Source organism: Mesorhizobium sp. M6A.T.Ce.TU.016.01.1.1 (assembly GCF_003997065.1).
Lineage (GTDB): Bacteria > Pseudomonadota > Alphaproteobacteria > Rhizobiales > Rhizobiaceae > Mesorhizobium > Mesorhizobium mediterraneum.
In genome coordinates, this window is the sequence record NZ_RZTJ01000001.1 from 257,411 (window position 1) to 273,613 (window position 16,203).

Sequence of the window (16,203 nt, forward strand, 5' to 3'; positions counted from 1 at the left end):
TGGATCATGCGGTGGAAAACGTCGCTCCTAAAACTCCAATCAGATCCGACCTTTTCTACCTTGGCCCCCATGACCTCTCCAAAAGAACTGAAAAGACATCTCCGCAAGGAAGCGCTCGGGCGCCGCGATGCGCTCGATCCGTTCTGGCGGGTGGAAGCGGCGCTCGAGATGGCCGAGACGGCGCGGGACAGCATTGCGATAGAGCCGGGCGAGATCGTCTCCGGCTTCTGGCCGATGCGCTCGGAAGTCGACGTCCGGCCGCTGATGTTTGCCTTGCGCGAAAACGGGGCACGGCTTTGCCTGCCTGCCATTCTCGACAAGACCACCATCGTCTTTCGCGAACTGGTGCGTGGGGCGCCGATGGTCGATATGGGGTTCGGCACCGTCGGGCCGCATGAGGAGGCCGAGGTGCTTGATCCCCAGGTAATGCTGGTGCCGCTCGCGGCTTTCGACGCGCGCGGCCACCGCATCGGCTACGGCGCCGGTTATTACGACCGCGCGATCGCGCGGCTGGTCGACAAGGGGCAGCCGCCCCGGCTGATCGGGATTGCTTTCGACTGCCAGGAGGTGGCGCTGGTGCCGGACGAGCCGCACGACATGGTCATCCCGGAAATACTCACCGAGAACGGGTTGCGCCAGTTCGCGCCGAAATTGTAGATAAGTTCCTGGACGCATGGTCTTTTCCGAAAGTCATGCAGCTTTTGTGCTTCGCTGACCTTTGGTTCGGGATCATGTTTAGATGAGACTTCTCTTCCTCGGCGATATGGTCGGCAAGACCGGGCGCACGGCAGTGTGGGAACAACTGCCCGGCCTGATCTCAGATTTCAAACTCGACTTCGTCATCGTCAATGGTGAGAACGCCGCCGGCGGCTTCGGCATCACCGAAGAGATCTTTCGCGAGACGATCTCGGCGGGTGCCGATGTCGTCACCACCGGCAATCATGTCTGGGACCAGCGCGACGCGTTGGTTTTCGCGCCGCGCGAGGAACGCTTCCTGCGCCCGTCCAATTTCCCCAAGGGCACGCCGGGCCGCGGCTCCGGCGTCTACATCGCCAGGAATGGCGCGCGCGTTCTGGTCACCAACATCATGGGCCGGGTGTTCATGCATCCCGAACTCGACGACCCGTTTCAGGCAGGTGAGCGCGAGCTTGCCGCCTGCCCGCTCGGCGAGCAGGCCGATGCGGTGGTCATCGATTTCCATGCCGAGGCGACGTCTGAAAAAATGTGCTTTGCGCATTTCGTCGACGGCCGCGCCAGCCTCGTCGTCGGCACCCACACGCACCAGCCGACCGGCGACCACCATATCCTCAATGGCGGCACCGGCTATATCTCCGACGCCGGCATGTGCGGTGACTATGATTCCTCGCTCGGCATGGATAAGGAGGAGCCGCTCAACCGGTTTCTGTCGAAGGTGCCGAAAGGACGGTTCGAGGCCGCGACCGGCCCGGCGACATTGTGCGGCGTCGGCGTCGACATTTCGGATCGCAGTGGCCTGACCGAGCGGATTGCGCCGTTTCGTCGCGGACCGCGGCTCGAGGAAACTGCGCCATCTTTCTGGTCGTGACATTGATATCAACGCCTGCGATACCTAACTGCCGGCGACACTGCTCTAGATCGTAAGAGGGAACGACCTCCATGCAGCTCATCGAATTCCTGGCGCCACACTTCGCCTTTGTCTCCGATCCGACCGCGTGGGTCGCGTTGCTGACGCTGATCGTGCTGGAGGTCGTGCTCGGCATCGACAATCTGATCTTCATCTCGATCCTCACCAACAAATTGCCGGAGGCACAAAGGGCCCGCGCCCGGCGGCTCGGCATTTCTGCCGCGCTGATCATGCGGCTGGTACTGCTTGCCACCATCTCGATCATCGTCCAGTTGACAGCGCCGGTATTCACCGCTTTCGGCCATGGTTTTTCCTGGCGCGACCTGATCCTGATCGCCGGCGGCCTGTTCCTCGTCTGGAAGGCGACCAAGGAGATCCACCACACGGTCGATCTCGAGGATCACCAGGACACGATGATGGGCCAGACGCTGCAGCTTTCGCTGGCCGGCGCGATCTTTCAGATCCTGCTGCTCGATCTCGTCTTCTCGATCGATTCGATCATCACCGCGGTCGGCATGACCGACGAGATCGCCATCATGTACATCGCCGTCATTGTGGCGGTCACCGTGATGATGCTGGCGGCTGGGCCGCTCGCCGACTTCATCGCCAAGAACCCCAGCATCGTCATGCTGGCGCTGAGCTTCCTGCTGATGATCGGCATGACGCTGATCGCCGACGGCATGGGCTTCCATGTGCCGAAGGGCTACATCTACGCCGCCATGGGTTTTTCCGCCCTTGTCGAGGGTCTCAACATGCTGGCGCGACGCCGGAGGAAGGCAAAGGCTGGCGGGCACTGAGTTGTAAGCAGACACCTGCTTCGTGCAGACCTCGGAGGGCCGTACCGCGCATCCAATCAGGCTGTCTTGTCGGGGACGATGTCAGTGCTTCGAGTTACCGTCTCCCAGATGTCGGTCTCCTGCCGCAACGCGTCGAGCCTGCCACGGAATTGGTCCAAAGCGTCGCCCCCGATCAGAAGATGGACAGGAGGATTCTCCGCCTCGACGGCGGCGATGATCGCGCGAGCGCCGCGCGAGGGGTCGCCTGCCTGCTTGCGGTGGCCGGCCAATGTCCCGTCGCGCGATTTGCCAGCGGTGTCGGCATAGTCGTCGATGCGTGTTGCCGATTGTTTGATCGAGGCAGGTCCGCGGAAGTCGGTGCGAAATGCGCCAGGCGCGACCGCCGTGACCCCGATACCCAGCGGCGCCAGCTCCTTGGCTAACGTGTCCGACATCGCCTCGATACCGAACTTCACCATGTGATAGTAGCCAACGCCGGGATAGGTAACCAGGCCACCGATGGAACTGACGCTGACGATATGCCCTCGCCGGCGTGCACGCATCCCAGGCAGCACGGCCTTCACCAGGTTAACCGGGCCGAACAGGTCGGTCTCGAACAAGGTGCGGATGTCCGCATCCTCGCCCTCCTCGATCGCGGCGAGGTAGCCATAGCCGGCATTGTTGACGAGCACGTCGATGCCACCGAAGCGATCCTCGGCTGCCGCGATCGCCTCATCGATCTGGTGCGCGGCTGTGACATCGAGCTCGACGGCAAGCGCCGCTTTACCGTGCGCGGCCACGAGGTCGGCAATGTCTGCGGTGCTCCGCGCGGTGACGACGACGCGGTAGCCGGCGGTGAGCGCCTGCTCCGCCAGCGCGCGGCCGAGACCTTTGGAGCAGCCCGTGATGAGCCAAACGGCGTCCTTCATGATCATGATCTATCTCCATCCATCCTTTGGTACCATCAGATATGGCGATCAACACGGCGTTCGATTAGACTGAATTGATTGGAAGGGTCGTTGAACAGGATTACATGATGACGCGCGCCAGCCTGGACGACCTCGCCGCCTTCGCAGCCGTCGCCCGTGCACGAAGCTTCACGCGAGCCGCCGTGACGCTGGCGACATCCACCTCAAATCTCAGTCACACGATCCGCCGGCTTGAGGCGCGGCTCGGTTACCGTCTTCTCCAGCGCAGCAGCCGAAGCGTGTCCGTGACCGAGGCGGGCGAGACGCTGCTGGGGACGCTGGGGCCGGCACTGGAAAGCATCGATGGGGCGCTGGATGCGTTGGACCTGGGGCGAAACCGTGTCTCGGGAACGCTGCGTCTGACAACGACGCGGCAGGCCTATGAGGCGGTGGTCCGGCCCGCGCTGCCGGCTTTCACGACCGCGCATCCGGATGCAACGGTCGAGGTCCTGATCGACTATGGTTACCGTGACATCGTCGCCGACCGGTTCGATGCGGGCATTCGCCTTGGCGAAAAGCTGGAGCGGGACATGATCGCGCTCAAAGTCGGGCCCGAACTCAGCATGGCTATCGTCGCGACACCCGATCACGTCGCGAACTCGGCCCCCATCATCCATCCAAGCGATCTGACGCAACACCGGTGCATAAATTACCGGATGGTCACAGCCGGCACGATCTACGCCTGGGAATTTGAGCGCGACGGACAGGCTCTGGACGTAGGTGTCTCCGGGCCGCTCACATTCAATGAGCCCGAACTGATGCTCGAAGCGGTGCTGGACGGGTTAGGCATCGGGTATCTGCTCACCCATGAGGTTGCGCCTTATGTGAAGGACGGCCGACTTGTCCGGCTGTTATCAGAGTGGACGCCCCCATTCCCAGGCTTCCACCTCTACTACTCGTCGCGGCGACAGATGCGTCCGGTGTTGGCGGCGTTCATACAGGCGGTGCGTGGCCGCATCTGACTAGGTGATACGCGTTAAGGCCAATGAAAAAGCGGCTGCTCACGGATTCAAGTGAGCGACCGGGTGGTCTGACGGTACAGGGCGGCTTTTTATACAGTCTGCTCGTGAACACCCTTCGGGTGGCGGTCGCCGATCAGGCCAAGCGTCAGGCCTTGCTCCAGCCACGCCTTGGCGCCGGCGAGCACCAACGCGAAGCCATCGGTCGAGCCGATCGCCTGCTTGACCTGCTCGTCGGCACTGCCGGCAAAGCCGAAATTGCGAACTTCGACGAAGGTCGTGCCGCCGGGCATCTCGGTAAAGGTCCAGAGCACCGTGGTCGGCGGATCGCTCCATTGCATGACGATCTTTTCGTTCCTGACGAATTCGCTGACCGTGACCGGCGTCGAGACGCCGTACATGCGCCATTCCCAGCGAACCTCCTTGCCGCTGTCCAGCCTGCCGCTGCCATGAGTGAACCAGAATTTCGTCGTGATCGCCGGATCGACGATGGCTTCGAACATTTCTGCGACCGGCCGCCCGGATCAGCATGCCGGCTTCGGCGGTCGGTGTCTCACGGATTTCCATATCGTCCTCCTTTCCGAACAGGCCTCCGTCACCAGGCGTCGGGTTCGCGCACCATGTGAACGATGTTGGCCGGATTGGTGATCCAACCGCCACGAAAACCCTCACCCAGCGCCTCAATGGCGTCGCAGCGCACGATACCGGCCTTGGCGAGATGATCGGCTGCGGCCGGAAAATCGTCGGTGAACAACTCCAGCCAAACCTCTGCCTGGCTCAGCATCGGCGCTTCGTCGATCCATAGGCGATTGGGGCCGAGTTCGAAGCCGATAGCCGGCGCCTTGGCCGTGAACGGCTTCAGGCCGACGACGTCCCGGTAGAAGGCGATCGTGTCCTGGTACTGGTGTGGCGGCACTTTCATGGCGATGTTGATGCCGCCGGTGATTTTCGCAGGCATTCTTTCCTCCGTCTTCTCAGATATTGTCTTCGCTGGCCGGCTCGCCCTTCATCTCGCTGCGGTAATAGCCGTCGCGCAGGTTGATGCCGTATTCGACATAGGCCTTCATGCAGGCCAGCATCTGCGACCAGCCCTCGCAATTGAGGTAGGACTTCTTCAGGCCGACCGCGTCCTCGTGCCAGCCGGTCTCGGCGATGGTGACGAAGGTGCCGCCGTCATCCAGCGGCTCGAAATTCATCTCGATGCGCGTCTTGTAGGCCGGCTTGCCGTCGGCGTCGGTGGCGTCCCAGCGCAGCACGATGCGACTGTCTTTCTCCACCTCATCGACCTCGACGGGAACCTTGCCCCACCAGACGACGCCGGCGCCGGCCACCAGCGGCGCGCTGGCGCCGCCGATCGTGGTGAAATAGCCGCTGAGCTTGGTCGGATTGACGACTGCGTCGAAGACCTCGGCGACCGGTTTGCCGATGCGGCCCGAAACTCTGAATCCAAGAGACATATCCACAGCTCCTTCCTTGATCAGGCCGATATTATGTTATAAAAATATAACATGTCAAGCAAAGCGCAGGACGACAATGTTTTCAAGGCGCTGGCGCATCCGCGCCGGCGTGCGCTGCTGGACGAGCTGAAGGACGCGCCGCGGACCACCGGCATGCTGTGCGATGCCTTTCCAGACATGGACCGCTGCACCGTCATGCTGCATCTGAAAGTGCTGGAAGAAGCCGACCTAGTCGTGGCGCGGCGCGAGGGCCGCGAACGCTGGAACCATCTCAACGCGCTGCCGATCAAGCAGATCCACGACCGCTGGATCAGCCAATACGCCACGCACGCGATCAGCATTCTCGACCGGCTGAAATCCGATCTGGAAGAATGAATGGCCGCAGGAATGCAGCTGGCGGGCGCATTGCGCGCCACCGTTACGGCGCGGCTGGACGAATTGAGCCGATTTATCTATAAGCCGGCCATTCCGACATAGAGCGCCGTACGTCCATCCGGACGCACCAGGGACGTTCTGAAATTTTGAATTCGAGCATTTTGGCAAATGGCGAGGTGACTACCTTGCTGCAGAATGCTCTGCCAAGAAGACGACAGGGGTGCCATGGCTGGCCATTCACAGTTCAAGAACATCATGCACCGCAAGGGCCGCCAGGACGCGGTGCGGTCGAAAATGTTTTCCAAGCTGGCGCGCGAAATAACCGTCGCCGCCAAGAGCGGCACGCCGGATCCGTCGATGAACCCGCGCCTGCGCTTGGCCGTGCAGAACGCCAAGGCGGTGTCGATGCCGAAAGACAATATCCAGCGCGCCATCAACAAGGCATCGATGGGCGACGCCGAGACTTACGAAGCCGTGCGCTACGAAGGCTACGGACCCGGTGGCGTCGCGCTCATCGTCGAGGCGCTGACCGACAACCGCAATCGCTCGGCGTCGAATGTGCGCGCCGCCTTCACCAAGGCCGGCGGGGCGATGGGGGAAACCGGCTCGGTGTCGTTCATGTGGGACCGTGTCGGCGAGATCTTCTATCCGGCGTCAGTCGGCAGCGCCGAGAAGGTCATGGACGCGGCGATCGAGGCCGGCGCCGACGACGTCCAGTCAGACGAGGAAGGCCACACGATCTATTGCGCCTTCGAGAATCTCGGCGAGGTGTCGAAGGCGCTGGAAGGCGCGCTCGGCGAGGCAGAGTCGGTGAAGCCGATCTGGAAGCCGCAGACCAACATCGCGGTCGACGAGGAGCGGGCACAGTCGTTGATGAAGCTGGTCGCGACGCTCGAGGACGATGACGACGTGCAGAGCGTCTACGCCAATTTCGAGGTCGACGACGAGACCATGGCGAAGCTCAGCGCGGCATGAGCACAGGTCAGCCCGGCATGAGCGGAGTTCAGTCCGAGATATGAGCGGAGCTCAATCTGACATATGAGCGGAGCTCAATGTGACATGACCGAAAAGCCGCTGCCGACCATCCGCATCACCTATTGCACGCAGTGCCAATGGCTGCTGCGGGCCGGCTGGATGGCGCAGGAGTTGCTCTCGACCTTCGGAACGGATCTGGGCGAGGTCACGCTGGTGCCCGGCACCGGCGGCATTTTCACCATTTCCTGCAACGACACGCTGGTCTGGGACCGCAAGCGCGACGGCGGCTTTCCCGATGCCGCAAAGCTCAAGCAGCTGATTCGCGACGTCATCGATCCGGACCGAGATCTCGGCCATGCCGACCGGAAGGGCCATAAGTCAAAAGACCCTGCCTGACGTAGGGTCTTTTGCGTTTCTACCCTGCATTCACCGCCACGCCATGATGAAGCAGGCCAGCGCCACGATGGCGGTAATAGTGCGGACGTGGTTCCACATCACCCAGTCCCTGAGATAGGTGGTCCACACCGCGGCGCCGTTGGCGCTTGCCGGATCGACGGCGGCCAGAGCGTTGTTGAGCGGCACGTTGAAAATCATGGTCACGATCAGGTTGCCGACGAGATAGATCAGGGCGCCAGCGAGAAGCCAGAACGAACCCGGCTGGTTCCAGCCGAGGATGGCGCCGACGGCGAGGACAAGGCAGATCAGCCCTGTGCCGAAAAGCGCGGTCATGAATATCGGCGTCACCGCGGTGACGTTGATCGAATTCATCGCGGCGATGCCTCCCGCGGCAGGCATGCGGGCGAGGCCCGGCATGACGAAGCTGGAAAAGGCGAAGAAGACACCAGCGACGACGCCCGAGCCGAGCGCGGCGATGAAGGTGAGAGTGGGAAGCAGTTTCACGATCATGTCAGTTGCTCCAGATGCCCGTAGCGGCGGTTTCGGTTACATAAGTGGAAAAATCTTTTGGGGCTCGGCCGAGCACGCGCTGGACGCCGTCGGTCAGCGCCTCGTTGCGGCCGTCGAGCACTTCCGTGAACAGCTCGTTGAGCAGCCAGGCGAACTCGGCCGGCAGCTCGTACCCGGCTACAGCTGCGGTGAACTCGGCATGCGAAATCCTGACAAACCGGATGTCGTGACCGCTCGCCTTGCCGATCTCGGCGACCGCGTCGGCGAAGCTCAGCAGCCGTGGCCCGGTCAGCTCGTAAAGCTGGCCGATATGGCTTTGCTTGGTAAGCACCGTCACGGCGGCGTCGGCAATGTCGTCAGCGTCGACGAATGGTTCTCCGACATTGCCGACCGGCAAGGCCACCTCCCCGGCGAGCAGCGGATCGAGCAAAAAACTCTCGCTGAAGTTCTGGGAAAACCAGGCGCAGCGCAGGATCGTCCAGTCGGCGCCTGAGACTTTCAGCATCTCTTCGGCACGTTGCGCTTCCGTTTCGCCGCGCCCCGACAGCAGCACCAGCCGGCGCACACCGCGCTCCACGGCAAGGTTGGCGAAGGCGCCGACCGCTTCGGCCGCACCGGGCACCGCAAGATCAGGATAGTAGCTGATGTAGACGGCGCCGACACCATCAAGCGCAGGTTCCCAGGTCGTGTCGTTTTCCCAGTCGAAGGGCGGCGTGCCCGAGCGCGAGCCGATCCGCACCGGCAGGCCCTGCGCCGCCAGCTTGTCCGCGAGACGACGGCCGGTTTTGCCTGTGCCGCCGAGGATCAAAGTCGGTTTTTTCGCTGTGTCGTTCATGGTGGTTCTCCTTGCTTGAAAACATGAGTTTTCCTCACATTTGCAAAACGTGATAAACCCTCGTATTTTGTGAGTCAAGCCAGTTTGTTGGCCAATTTGTTGGATCATTCGCCAGGAGACAGTGATGGAAGGCTCGACCGTATCGGGTTCACAGGATGGCCAGATCGCGTTGCCGCGCCGGGCGCCAAGCCAACAGCGCAGCCGCGAGCGGGTCGAGCGGATGCTGGCTGCCGCCTCCGCGCTGATCGCCGAGCAAGGCAGCGATGCCATGCGCATGGGCGAAGTGGCGGAACGGGCCGGCGTGTCGATCGGATCGCTCTACCAGTTCTTCCCGGACAAGCGGGCGATCATCTGGGCGCTGGCCGAGCGTTACACCGCCGAAAGCCAGGCCTGCATCTCAGCGGCGCTGGCAGATGTCATCGATGCCGAAGGGCTGCGGCGGGCATTTTCGGAGCTGGTGGATATCTATTACCGGCTGTTCCTAGCGTCGCCTGTCATGCGCGACATCTGGTCGGGCACGCAGGCCGACAAGGCGCTGCGCGAACTCGAGCTCGCCGACAGCCGGGCCAACGCTGACTTCCTCACCGCCGTGTTGAAGCGGCTGCGGCCTGCCGCCGATCCGGCGGCGTTGGAAACGACGGCATTTCTCATCTGGCAGATGGGCGAGGCCACCATGCGGCTGGCAATCTCGGTCGCGCGGCAAGAAGGCGACGACCTGGTCGCCGCCTACAAGCGCTTGGCGCTGCGCGAACTGGTCGGCGAATAGGCCGCATTTCGGCAACAAAAAAACCCGCCACGAGGGCGGGTTTCTTCGATCCGAGAAAGGCCTGCGGCTTAGAGGCCGAAACCTTCGAAACGCTTCTTGAACTTCGACAAGCGGCCGCCGCGATCGAGCAGGGTCTGCTGGCCGCCGGTCCAGGCCGGATGGGTGGTCGGGTCGATGTCGAGGTTCATCGTGTCGCCTTCCTTGCCCCAGGTCGAACGGGTCATGTATTCGGTGCCGTCGGTCATGACGACCTTGATGGTGTGGTAGTCGGGATGGATGTCGGTCTTCATTGTGCTATTCCTGGTTCGCCGGCGCTGACGGGCATAAAGCCTGCGTCGATGCGCCCCTTTTTAAAACTCGAAGCCGCAGCTATTGAGGAGCCACGGCTTCTAAAACGGTCGGCGAGCCTATACATCAGCCGGAATTGAATCACAAGGCCGCGGTAAGCGCATATTGAGGCGCATACCCATAAGAGCCAGAGGAAACGGTCATGGCGCACACTAGCGGCGATGCAGACGAGCGTAGGCGCTCGCTCAAGCCGCTGCGGCGCCTGTTCCCCTACATCACCCGCTACCGGAAAACGGTCATTGGCGCGGTCGTCTCGCTGACCGTCGCGGCGGCGACGACGCTGGCGCTGCCGCTGGCGGTGCGGCGGATGATCGACCACGGCTTTTCCGCTTCCGATTCCAGTTTCATCGCCGAGTATTTCGCCATGCTGGTGGTGATGGCTGCCTTGCTCGCTGCGGCGTCAGCCAGCCGCTACTATTTCGTCATCACGCTCGGCGAGCGCGTCGTCGCCGACATCCGCAGCGATGTGTTCCGCCATGTCACGACGCTGTCGCCATCCTTCTTCGATACCGCCCAGTCGGGCGAGATCGTGTCGCGGCTCGCCGCCGACACGACGCAGGTCAAGTCGGCGGTCGGTGCCACCGCTTCGGTGGCGCTGCGCAACGTCATCCTCGGCCTCGGCGCCGTGGCGATGATGGTCTTCACCAGCCCGAAACTGTCGGGCCTCGTCATCGCCGCCATTCCGGTGATCGTGCTGCCGCTCGTCGCCTTCGGCCGTTCGGTGCGGCGCAAATCCCGGCTGGCGCAGGACACGCTGGCCGACGCCACGGCCTATGCCAGCGAGCAGATCGGCGCGGTGCGCACGCTGCAGGCCTTCACCAACGAGAAGCTCGTCACTGGGCATTTTTCATCTGCCGTGGAAACCGCGTTCGAAGCGGCGCGATCCTCGATCTTTGCCCGCTCCTTCCTCACTTTCTTCGCCATCTTCATGATCTTTTCCTCGGTGGTGGCGGTGCTGTGGTTCGGCTCGCGCGACGTGCTTGACGGCACGCTGTCGCCGGGCACGCTCGGCCAGTTCCTGCTCTATTCGGTGTTCGCCGCCGGCGCCCTCGGCGCGCTGTCAGAAGTGTGGGGCGAGCTTTCCCAGGCGGCGGGTGCTGCCGAACGGCTGACCGAGATCCTGGCCGAGAAGCCCGCGATCCAGGCCCCCGCGCATCCGAAACTGCTGCCGGCGACGGCCAGAGGCGCAATAAGTTTCGACGACGTATCGTTCTCCTACCCCGCTGGGCCCGACCGCGCCGCCGTCCACGGCCTGAGTTTCCAGGTCAAGCCCGGCGAGACGGTGGCGATCGTCGGCCCCTCCGGCGCTGGCAAGAGCACTGTCTTTTCGCTGCTTCTGCGCTTCTATGATCCCGAGACGGGCAAGATCATGATCGACGGCGTTAACGTGCGCGAGGCCGACCCCGTCGCCATACGAGAGCGCATCGCCATCGTGCCGCAGGATGTCACCATTTTCGCGGCCAGCGCACGTGACAATATCGGCTTCGGCCGTCCGGACGCCGGCGACGCCGAGATCGAGGCGGCGGCCAAGGATGCACTTGCCGACGAATTCATCCTCAAGCTCGAAAAAGGCTATGACAGCCAGGTCGGCGAGCGCGGCGTGACGCTGTCCGGCGGCCAGCGCCAGCGCGTGGCGATCGCCCGCGCGATTCTGCGCGATGCGCCGATCCTTCTGCTCGACGAGGCGACCTCGGCGCTCGACGCCGAAAGCGAGACGCTGGTGCAGACGGCGCTGGAACGGCTGATGAAGGACCGCACCACGATCGTCATCGCCCACCGGCTGGCGACAGTGCTCAAGGCCGACCGTATCCTGGTCATGGATGGCGGCTGCATTGTCGAGGAAGGCACCCACCAGAGCCTCGTCGCCAAGGGCGGCATCTATGCGCGGCTGGCCAAGCTGCAGTTCGAAACCGGGGCGAGTGCTTTCAGAGGTGCTGCCGAGTAGGCAGGAGCTATTCTACTGTAACCTCACACCGCTCCGTAGCGCTTCTTCAGGTGCTCCGTGAAATACACGGCGTTCAGTTTCTCGCCGGTGGCGCGTTCGAGCAGGTGGGGCGTCGACCAGCGCGAGCCTTGCGACCAGATCTTTTGCCGGCGCCAGTCGTTGATCGCCGCGAAATCTCCCTTGGCGAGATCCTCGTCGGCGGAGGGATGGTCTCTGGTCAGCGCCGCCCATTGCTGTGCCGCCATCATGGCGCCCAGCGTGTAGGAGGGGAAATAGCCAAAGGCGGCACCCGGCCAGTGCACGTCCTGCATCGGCCCGTCGGCCGGGTTGTCCGATGTCGACAGACCGAGATAGTCGCGCATCTTGGCGTCCCAGGCCTCGGGCAGGTCGGCAGCCTCCAGCCGCCCCGAGACAAGCTCCTGCTCCAACTCGAAGCGCAGGATGACGTGCAGCGGATAGGTGACCTCGTCGGCGTCGACGCGGATCAGGCCGCGCTCGACCCGATGCACATGCGGCAGGATGTCGTCGATCGACCAGGCCTCGCCGAGGTGCCTTTCGACCACCGGCAGCGCCCAGCGCCAGAATTCCGGATTGCGACCGATCTGCTTCTCGACGAACAAGCTCTGGCTTTCATGCACGGCCATGCCGCGCGCCTTGCCGAGCGGCCAGTGCGCCCACGACTTCGGCAGGTTCTGCTCGTAAAGCGCGTGGCCGGTCTCGTGCAGCACGCCCATCAGCGCCGACAGGAAGTCGGAGGTCTTGTAGCGGGTGGTGATGCGCACGTCGCTCGGCACGCCGCCGCAGAACGGATGATGCGACACCGAAAGCGAGCCGTGCGTCAGGTCGAAGCCGACCGCCGCCATCATGGCGAGGCCAAGCTCGCGCTGCTTTTCGATCGCATAGCTGCCCGAAAGTGGCTTCAGCGGGCGCTTCGTCAGCCGCTTTTCCTGCACGGCCAGTGCCTCCGGCACGAAATCCCTGAGGAATGTCTTCAACTCGGCGAAGACCGGCGTGATGTCGGCGGCGCGGTTGCCGGGATCATATTGCTCCATCAGCGCGTCATACGGATCGAGGCCGAGCACGTCGGCGCGAAGCGCTGCTTCCTCGCGCACCAGCGCCACGACGCCTTCGAGCGCCGGCAAAAACCCTGCCCAGTCGTTTTTCGCGCGCAGGTCGCGCCAGAGCTGCTCGGAGCGCATGCGCGCCGTCGTTTGGCGCTCGACGAATTCGACCGGCAGGCAGGTCAGGTTGGTGTATTGCCGCCGGAACTCCTTGACCGCTGCCTGCTGTTCCTCGTTCAGCGTTTCCTGTTCGGCCGCCGCGATCCAGTCGGCGATCTCCGGCGCGGTCGCTCTGGCGTGATGCATGCCGGCCAGCGCCGACATCGCCTCGGCGCGCTTCTCGCCGCCGCCGACGGCCATATGGGTCGCCTCGTCAGCACCGAGAATGGCGAGCGCATGTTCCAGCGCTTCGAGCTTGTGGCCGAGGTCGTCGAGTTTTTGAAAGGACATGGCAGGTTCCGCTGAATTTGAACGGCGGGAAAAGATACCAATGCGCGGGCATTGGCAACCCTGAAGGCCGTTTTGCGACGGGCGCTTTGATCGCGCCATACCTCGACGTGATCTGGCGGAAGCAAGGGGCATCCTGCGGAAGCGAGGACGGCGTGATCAATATGCCTCGCCGGCCTTTGCGCGTCCCAAAAGGATGCGCGGCGCTGTCATGAAAGAGGCGCCCGCGGGGCAAAAGCCCCGAGGGCGCCGGGCAGTCCATTCCTCGATATGATCAGCCGTTTGGATTTCCGCCATCGGTGTAGTCGCCGATGTTGAAGGCGTTACCAGTGTCGAACAGCAGCGCCTGGTCGACATTATCGAGCCGGCGCAACAACTGCCGGTATTGCGCGCCCGGTATCCTGCCATGGTCTGTCGTAGCCACTCTCTCGGCGGCCTGGCTGATATGGGCCGCCCGCATGTGCAGCCTTTGTGCCTCGGCCGGCGTGATCGTGTTCTCCTGCCTCGCGTCCGCGATGCCCTTGTCCACGCCCTGAACCTGATCGATCAAGCCCGTCACGCGCGGACCGGAGAAAACGGTCGGCGTGGCCTCGTCGAGGGCGCCTTTGTGATGTCCGGCAGCGTAGGCGCCCGCGAACGGAACGGCGATGAGAAATGCGGTGAGGGTTGCAGTCCTGAGAGTCTTGCAAGAGCGCACGGCGGCGTCTCCTTTTATCGGGGAAGACGGCGGCTTGGGTCGCTCCACCTTCCGGTCACGGGCCGTCCGGTTCCGTCGCGTCGCGATGAGGGAGGGCATCGCCGGCGGTTCTCGGCCTTGCAACGGAGGCTAGGAGCGGGCCGCAGCAAAGTGTAATTAAAAAAATATAATCTTTTCAGGCCTTGTTGACCACGAACCGGCGCCCTAGCTGGCGCCGCTCCGCCACAAATCGCCCCCCGAACCGATGTCTGGTGTCCCGCATTCCCCACAGCATTCGAGATAAAAGCCTGCCGACAAGCAACGAAGGCCCGCATCAGCGGGCCTTCGTTGCGGAAGGGATCATGCGCAAAATCAAAGGATCATGCGCAAGATCAACTGCGGCGCTGTAATGGATGATTTCAGCCCCTTGGATAATTTGGGCCGTAGCCGTTTGGATAATATCCGCCATCGGCGCCGTTGCCGATAAGGAAGGCGCTGCCGGTGGCAGCCCGCAGCTTTTGGCTCACATCATCGAGCTGCGCCAGCAACTGCTGATATTGCGTGACCGGTATCGTTCCATCTCGCGCCGCCCTCTGGGCGGCCCGATCAAGTTGGGTGATCTGCGTGCGCAAGTCACGCGCCTCGCCCGGCTCGAGCTGGTTCGCCTGCATGGCGGCCCGGATACCCGTATCCACGCTCTGGATCTGATTGATCAAAGCTGTCTCACGCGGGCCGGCGTAGGCGCCAGCAAACGGAACGGCGACGAGAAGTGCGGCAAGCGTTGCAGTCCTGAGGCTTTTGGGCCTGAGGGTTTTGGGAGTGAAAGAGCGCATGGTTGCGTCTCCTTTTACTGGGGAAGGCGGCGGTTGGGACGCTCACCTTCCGGCCGTGGGCCGTCCGGTTCCGTCGCGTCGCGATGGGCGGTTCCACCGCCGGCGGTTCTCGGCCCCTTGGTACAACCTAGGAGCGGTTCTCGGCAAAGTGTAATCAAAAAAAGGTAATCTTTTCAGACCTTGACGGTCTGCGCTGGCACGCTAAATCCGCGCGTTCGCCCTGAGCCTGCCCGGTCTGGATCAACGCTCGGTCAGTTTCAGCTCGATGCGGCGGTTCTTGTTGCGCGCGTCTTCGGTGTCGGCGGGGTCGAGCGGCTGGAATTCGCCGAAGCCGGCCGCAACCAGCCGGTTGGCCGGCACGCCGTTCTCGATCAGGAACTTCACCACCGAGGTCGAGCGCGCCGTCGACAATTCCCAATTGTCGCGGTAGCGGCCGGTGCCGGACAGTGGTTTGTCGTCGGTGTGGCCGTCGACGCGCAGCACCCAGTTGATCTCCGGCGGAATCTCCTTCTGCAGGTCGATGATGGCGTCGGCGAGCTTCTTCATCTCGACCTTGCCGGCGTCGTTGATCACTTCGGAGCCGGTCGGGAAAAGCACTTCCGACTGGAAGACGAAGCGGTCGCCGACGATGCGGATGTTCTCGCGATCGGCGAGGATTTCGCGTAAGCGCCCGAAGAAGTCGGACCGATAGCGGTTCAGTTCCTGCACACGTTGCGCCAGTGCGACGTTCAGGCGGCGGCCGAGATCGGCGATCTTGGTGTTGGACTCGCGATCGCGCGTTTCGGACACGTTGAGCGCTTCTTCGAGCGCTCCGATCTGCCGGCGCAGCGCCGCGATCTGCTGGTTGAGGATTTCAACCTGGCTCAGTGCCTGTTGGCTGATCTGGCGCTGGCTGTCGAGTTCGCCCGAAAGTGCCGTGGCGCGCTGGTTGGCCGCGTCGCCGGCACCCGCACCTTGCGCCAGCAATTGCTCGAGCCGGCTCTTTTCCGCCTCCGACGCCGACAGCGACGCCTGCAAATTGGCGAGCGAATCTTCCTTGTCCTGCGTCGTCGAGCGCTCCAGCGCCAGAAGCTGGGTCAGTTCGTTGATCTGCAAATTGAGGCGATTGAGCACCGTGTCCTTGCCGGAGATTTCGCGACCGAGCAGGAACTGCGCCAGCACGAAGACCGTGAGCAGGAACATGATCGCCAGCAGCAACGTCGACAGCGCGTCGACGAAGCCCGGCCAGTAATCGATGCGGCGATCGTTACGCCGGCCCCTGGCGAGAGCCATG

19 protein-coding genes and 1 pseudogene are annotated in these 16,203 nt (G+C 63.1%); 9 read left to right on the forward strand and 11 right to left on the reverse strand.

What is annotated here, in order from left to right; translation table 11 throughout:
• Positions 1 to 69 precede the first annotated feature (69 nt).
• From EOC94_RS01310 to EOC94_RS01320, 3 genes are all read left to right on the forward strand, one after another.
• A complete protein-coding gene (locus tag EOC94_RS01310; RefSeq protein WP_127288373.1) occupies positions 70 to 657 on the forward strand; it encodes a 5-formyltetrahydrofolate cyclo-ligase in 588 nt (195 codons plus the stop codon).
• Between the two features lie 82 nt (positions 658 to 739).
• Positions 740 to 1,564 (forward strand): YmdB family metallophosphoesterase, encoded by an 825-nt coding sequence (locus EOC94_RS01315; RefSeq protein ID WP_126104514.1) that lies wholly within the window; start codon positions 740 to 742, stop codon positions 1,562 to 1,564.
• Positions 1,565 to 1,635: 71 nt separating this feature from the next.
• On the forward strand, positions 1,636 to 2,400 hold the full coding sequence (locus tag EOC94_RS01320) for a TerC family protein (RefSeq protein ID WP_095487453.1): 765 nt from the start codon (positions 1,636 to 1,638) through the stop codon (positions 2,398 to 2,400).
• Positions 2,401 to 2,456: 56 nt separating this feature from the next.
• Here the strand turns inward: EOC94_RS01320 and EOC94_RS01325 are convergent, their stop codons facing one another.
• Positions 2,457 to 3,314: an oxidoreductase gene (locus EOC94_RS01325; protein WP_127288374.1), complete on the reverse strand. Its 858-nt coding sequence runs from the start codon at positions 3,312 to 3,314 to the stop codon at positions 2,457 to 2,459.
• A gap of 101 nt (positions 3,315 to 3,415) precedes the next feature.
• Here EOC94_RS01325 and EOC94_RS01330 point away from each other — a divergent pair, with 101 nt between their 5' ends.
• Positions 3,416 to 4,309 carry a LysR family transcriptional regulator gene (locus EOC94_RS01330; protein WP_164547275.1) on the forward strand — a complete coding sequence of 298 codons (894 nt, stop codon included), beginning with the start codon at positions 3,416 to 3,418 and terminating at the stop codon, positions 4,307 to 4,309.
• A gap of 89 nt (positions 4,310 to 4,398) precedes the next feature.
• On the opposite strand, the pseudogene EOC94_RS01335 reads toward EOC94_RS01330, so the two are convergent.
• From EOC94_RS01335 to EOC94_RS01345, 3 genes and pseudogenes are all read right to left on the reverse strand, one after another.
• A pseudogene (locus EOC94_RS01335) lies at positions 4,399 to 4,873 on the reverse strand (SRPBCC family protein).
• Between the two features lie 28 nt (positions 4,874 to 4,901).
• Positions 4,902 to 5,264 carry a hypothetical protein gene (locus EOC94_RS01340; protein WP_126104518.1) on the reverse strand — a complete coding sequence of 121 codons (363 nt, stop codon included), beginning with the start codon at positions 5,262 to 5,264 and terminating at the stop codon, positions 4,902 to 4,904.
• A 16-nt stretch (positions 5,265 to 5,280) separates the two neighbouring features.
• A complete protein-coding gene (locus EOC94_RS01345) occupies positions 5,281 to 5,763 on the reverse strand; it encodes an SRPBCC domain-containing protein (RefSeq protein WP_126104519.1) in 483 nt (160 codons plus the stop codon).
• Positions 5,764 to 5,814: 51 nt separating this feature from the next.
• On the opposite strand from EOC94_RS01345, the gene EOC94_RS01350 reads away from it, so the two are divergent.
• The 3 genes from EOC94_RS01350 to EOC94_RS01360 all read left to right on the forward strand — a co-directional run bounded on the left by EOC94_RS01350 (position 5,815) and on the right by EOC94_RS01360 (position 7,509).
• Entirely contained in the window at positions 5,815 to 6,138 is a 324-nt protein-coding gene (locus EOC94_RS01350; protein ID WP_095487445.1) for a metalloregulator ArsR/SmtB family transcription factor, read from the forward strand.
• A 225-nt stretch (positions 6,139 to 6,363) separates the two neighbouring features.
• Entirely contained in the window at positions 6,364 to 7,113 is a 750-nt protein-coding gene (locus tag EOC94_RS01355) for a YebC/PmpR family DNA-binding transcriptional regulator (protein WP_023800014.1), read from the forward strand.
• 84 nt (positions 7,114 to 7,197) lie between these two features.
• Positions 7,198 to 7,509 carry a SelT/SelW/SelH family protein gene (locus EOC94_RS01360; RefSeq protein ID WP_126104521.1) on the forward strand — a complete coding sequence of 104 codons (312 nt, stop codon included), beginning with the start codon at positions 7,198 to 7,200 and terminating at the stop codon, positions 7,507 to 7,509.
• 30 nt (positions 7,510 to 7,539) lie between these two features.
• Here the strand turns inward: EOC94_RS01360 and EOC94_RS01365 are convergent, their stop codons facing one another.
• The gene (locus tag EOC94_RS01365; RefSeq protein WP_126104522.1) at positions 7,540 to 8,019 is read right to left on the reverse strand and encodes an anthrone oxygenase family protein; all 480 of its coding nucleotides are present in this window, start codon (positions 8,017 to 8,019) and stop codon (positions 7,540 to 7,542) included.
• Position 8,020: 1 nt separating this feature from the next.
• On the reverse strand, positions 8,021 to 8,854 hold the full coding sequence (locus tag EOC94_RS01370) for an NAD(P)H-binding protein (protein ID WP_126104523.1): 834 nt from the start codon (positions 8,852 to 8,854) through the stop codon (positions 8,021 to 8,023).
• Between the two features lie 124 nt (positions 8,855 to 8,978).
• On the opposite strand from EOC94_RS01370, the gene EOC94_RS01375 reads away from it, so the two are divergent.
• Entirely contained in the window at positions 8,979 to 9,620 is a 642-nt protein-coding gene (locus EOC94_RS01375) for a TetR/AcrR family transcriptional regulator (RefSeq protein WP_126104524.1), read from the forward strand.
• Between the two features lie 68 nt (positions 9,621 to 9,688).
• Here EOC94_RS01375 and rpmE read toward each other — a convergent pair whose 3' ends face one another.
• A complete protein-coding gene (gene rpmE, locus EOC94_RS01380; RefSeq protein WP_006327661.1) occupies positions 9,689 to 9,910 on the reverse strand; it encodes a 50S ribosomal protein L31 in 222 nt (73 codons plus the stop codon).
• 200 nt (positions 9,911 to 10,110) lie between these two features.
• Here rpmE and EOC94_RS01385 point away from each other — a divergent pair, with 200 nt between their 5' ends.
• Positions 10,111 to 11,913 (forward strand): ABC transporter transmembrane domain-containing protein, encoded by a 1,803-nt coding sequence (locus EOC94_RS01385; RefSeq protein WP_126104525.1) that lies wholly within the window; start codon positions 10,111 to 10,113, stop codon positions 11,911 to 11,913.
• Positions 11,914 to 11,936: 23 nt separating this feature from the next.
• Here the strand turns inward: EOC94_RS01385 and EOC94_RS01390 are convergent, their stop codons facing one another.
• From EOC94_RS01390 to EOC94_RS01405, 4 genes are all read right to left on the reverse strand, one after another.
• Positions 11,937 to 13,424: a carboxypeptidase M32 gene (locus EOC94_RS01390; RefSeq protein ID WP_127288375.1), complete on the reverse strand. Its 1,488-nt coding sequence runs from the start codon at positions 13,422 to 13,424 to the stop codon at positions 11,937 to 11,939.
• A gap of 271 nt (positions 13,425 to 13,695) precedes the next feature.
• Positions 13,696 to 14,118, reverse strand: a complete 423-nt coding sequence (locus EOC94_RS01395; RefSeq protein WP_127288376.1) for a hypothetical protein — start codon at positions 14,116 to 14,118, stop codon at positions 13,696 to 13,698.
• A 398-nt stretch (positions 14,119 to 14,516) separates the two neighbouring features.
• Positions 14,517 to 14,813, reverse strand: a complete 297-nt coding sequence (locus EOC94_RS01400; protein ID WP_348627368.1) for a hypothetical protein — start codon at positions 14,811 to 14,813, stop codon at positions 14,517 to 14,519.
• 357 nt (positions 14,814 to 15,170) lie between these two features.
• Positions 15,171 to 16,202 carry a peptidoglycan -binding protein gene (locus EOC94_RS01405; RefSeq protein ID WP_127288377.1) on the reverse strand — a complete coding sequence of 344 codons (1,032 nt, stop codon included), beginning with the start codon at positions 16,200 to 16,202 and terminating at the stop codon, positions 15,171 to 15,173.
• Position 16,203 lies beyond the last annotated feature (1 nt).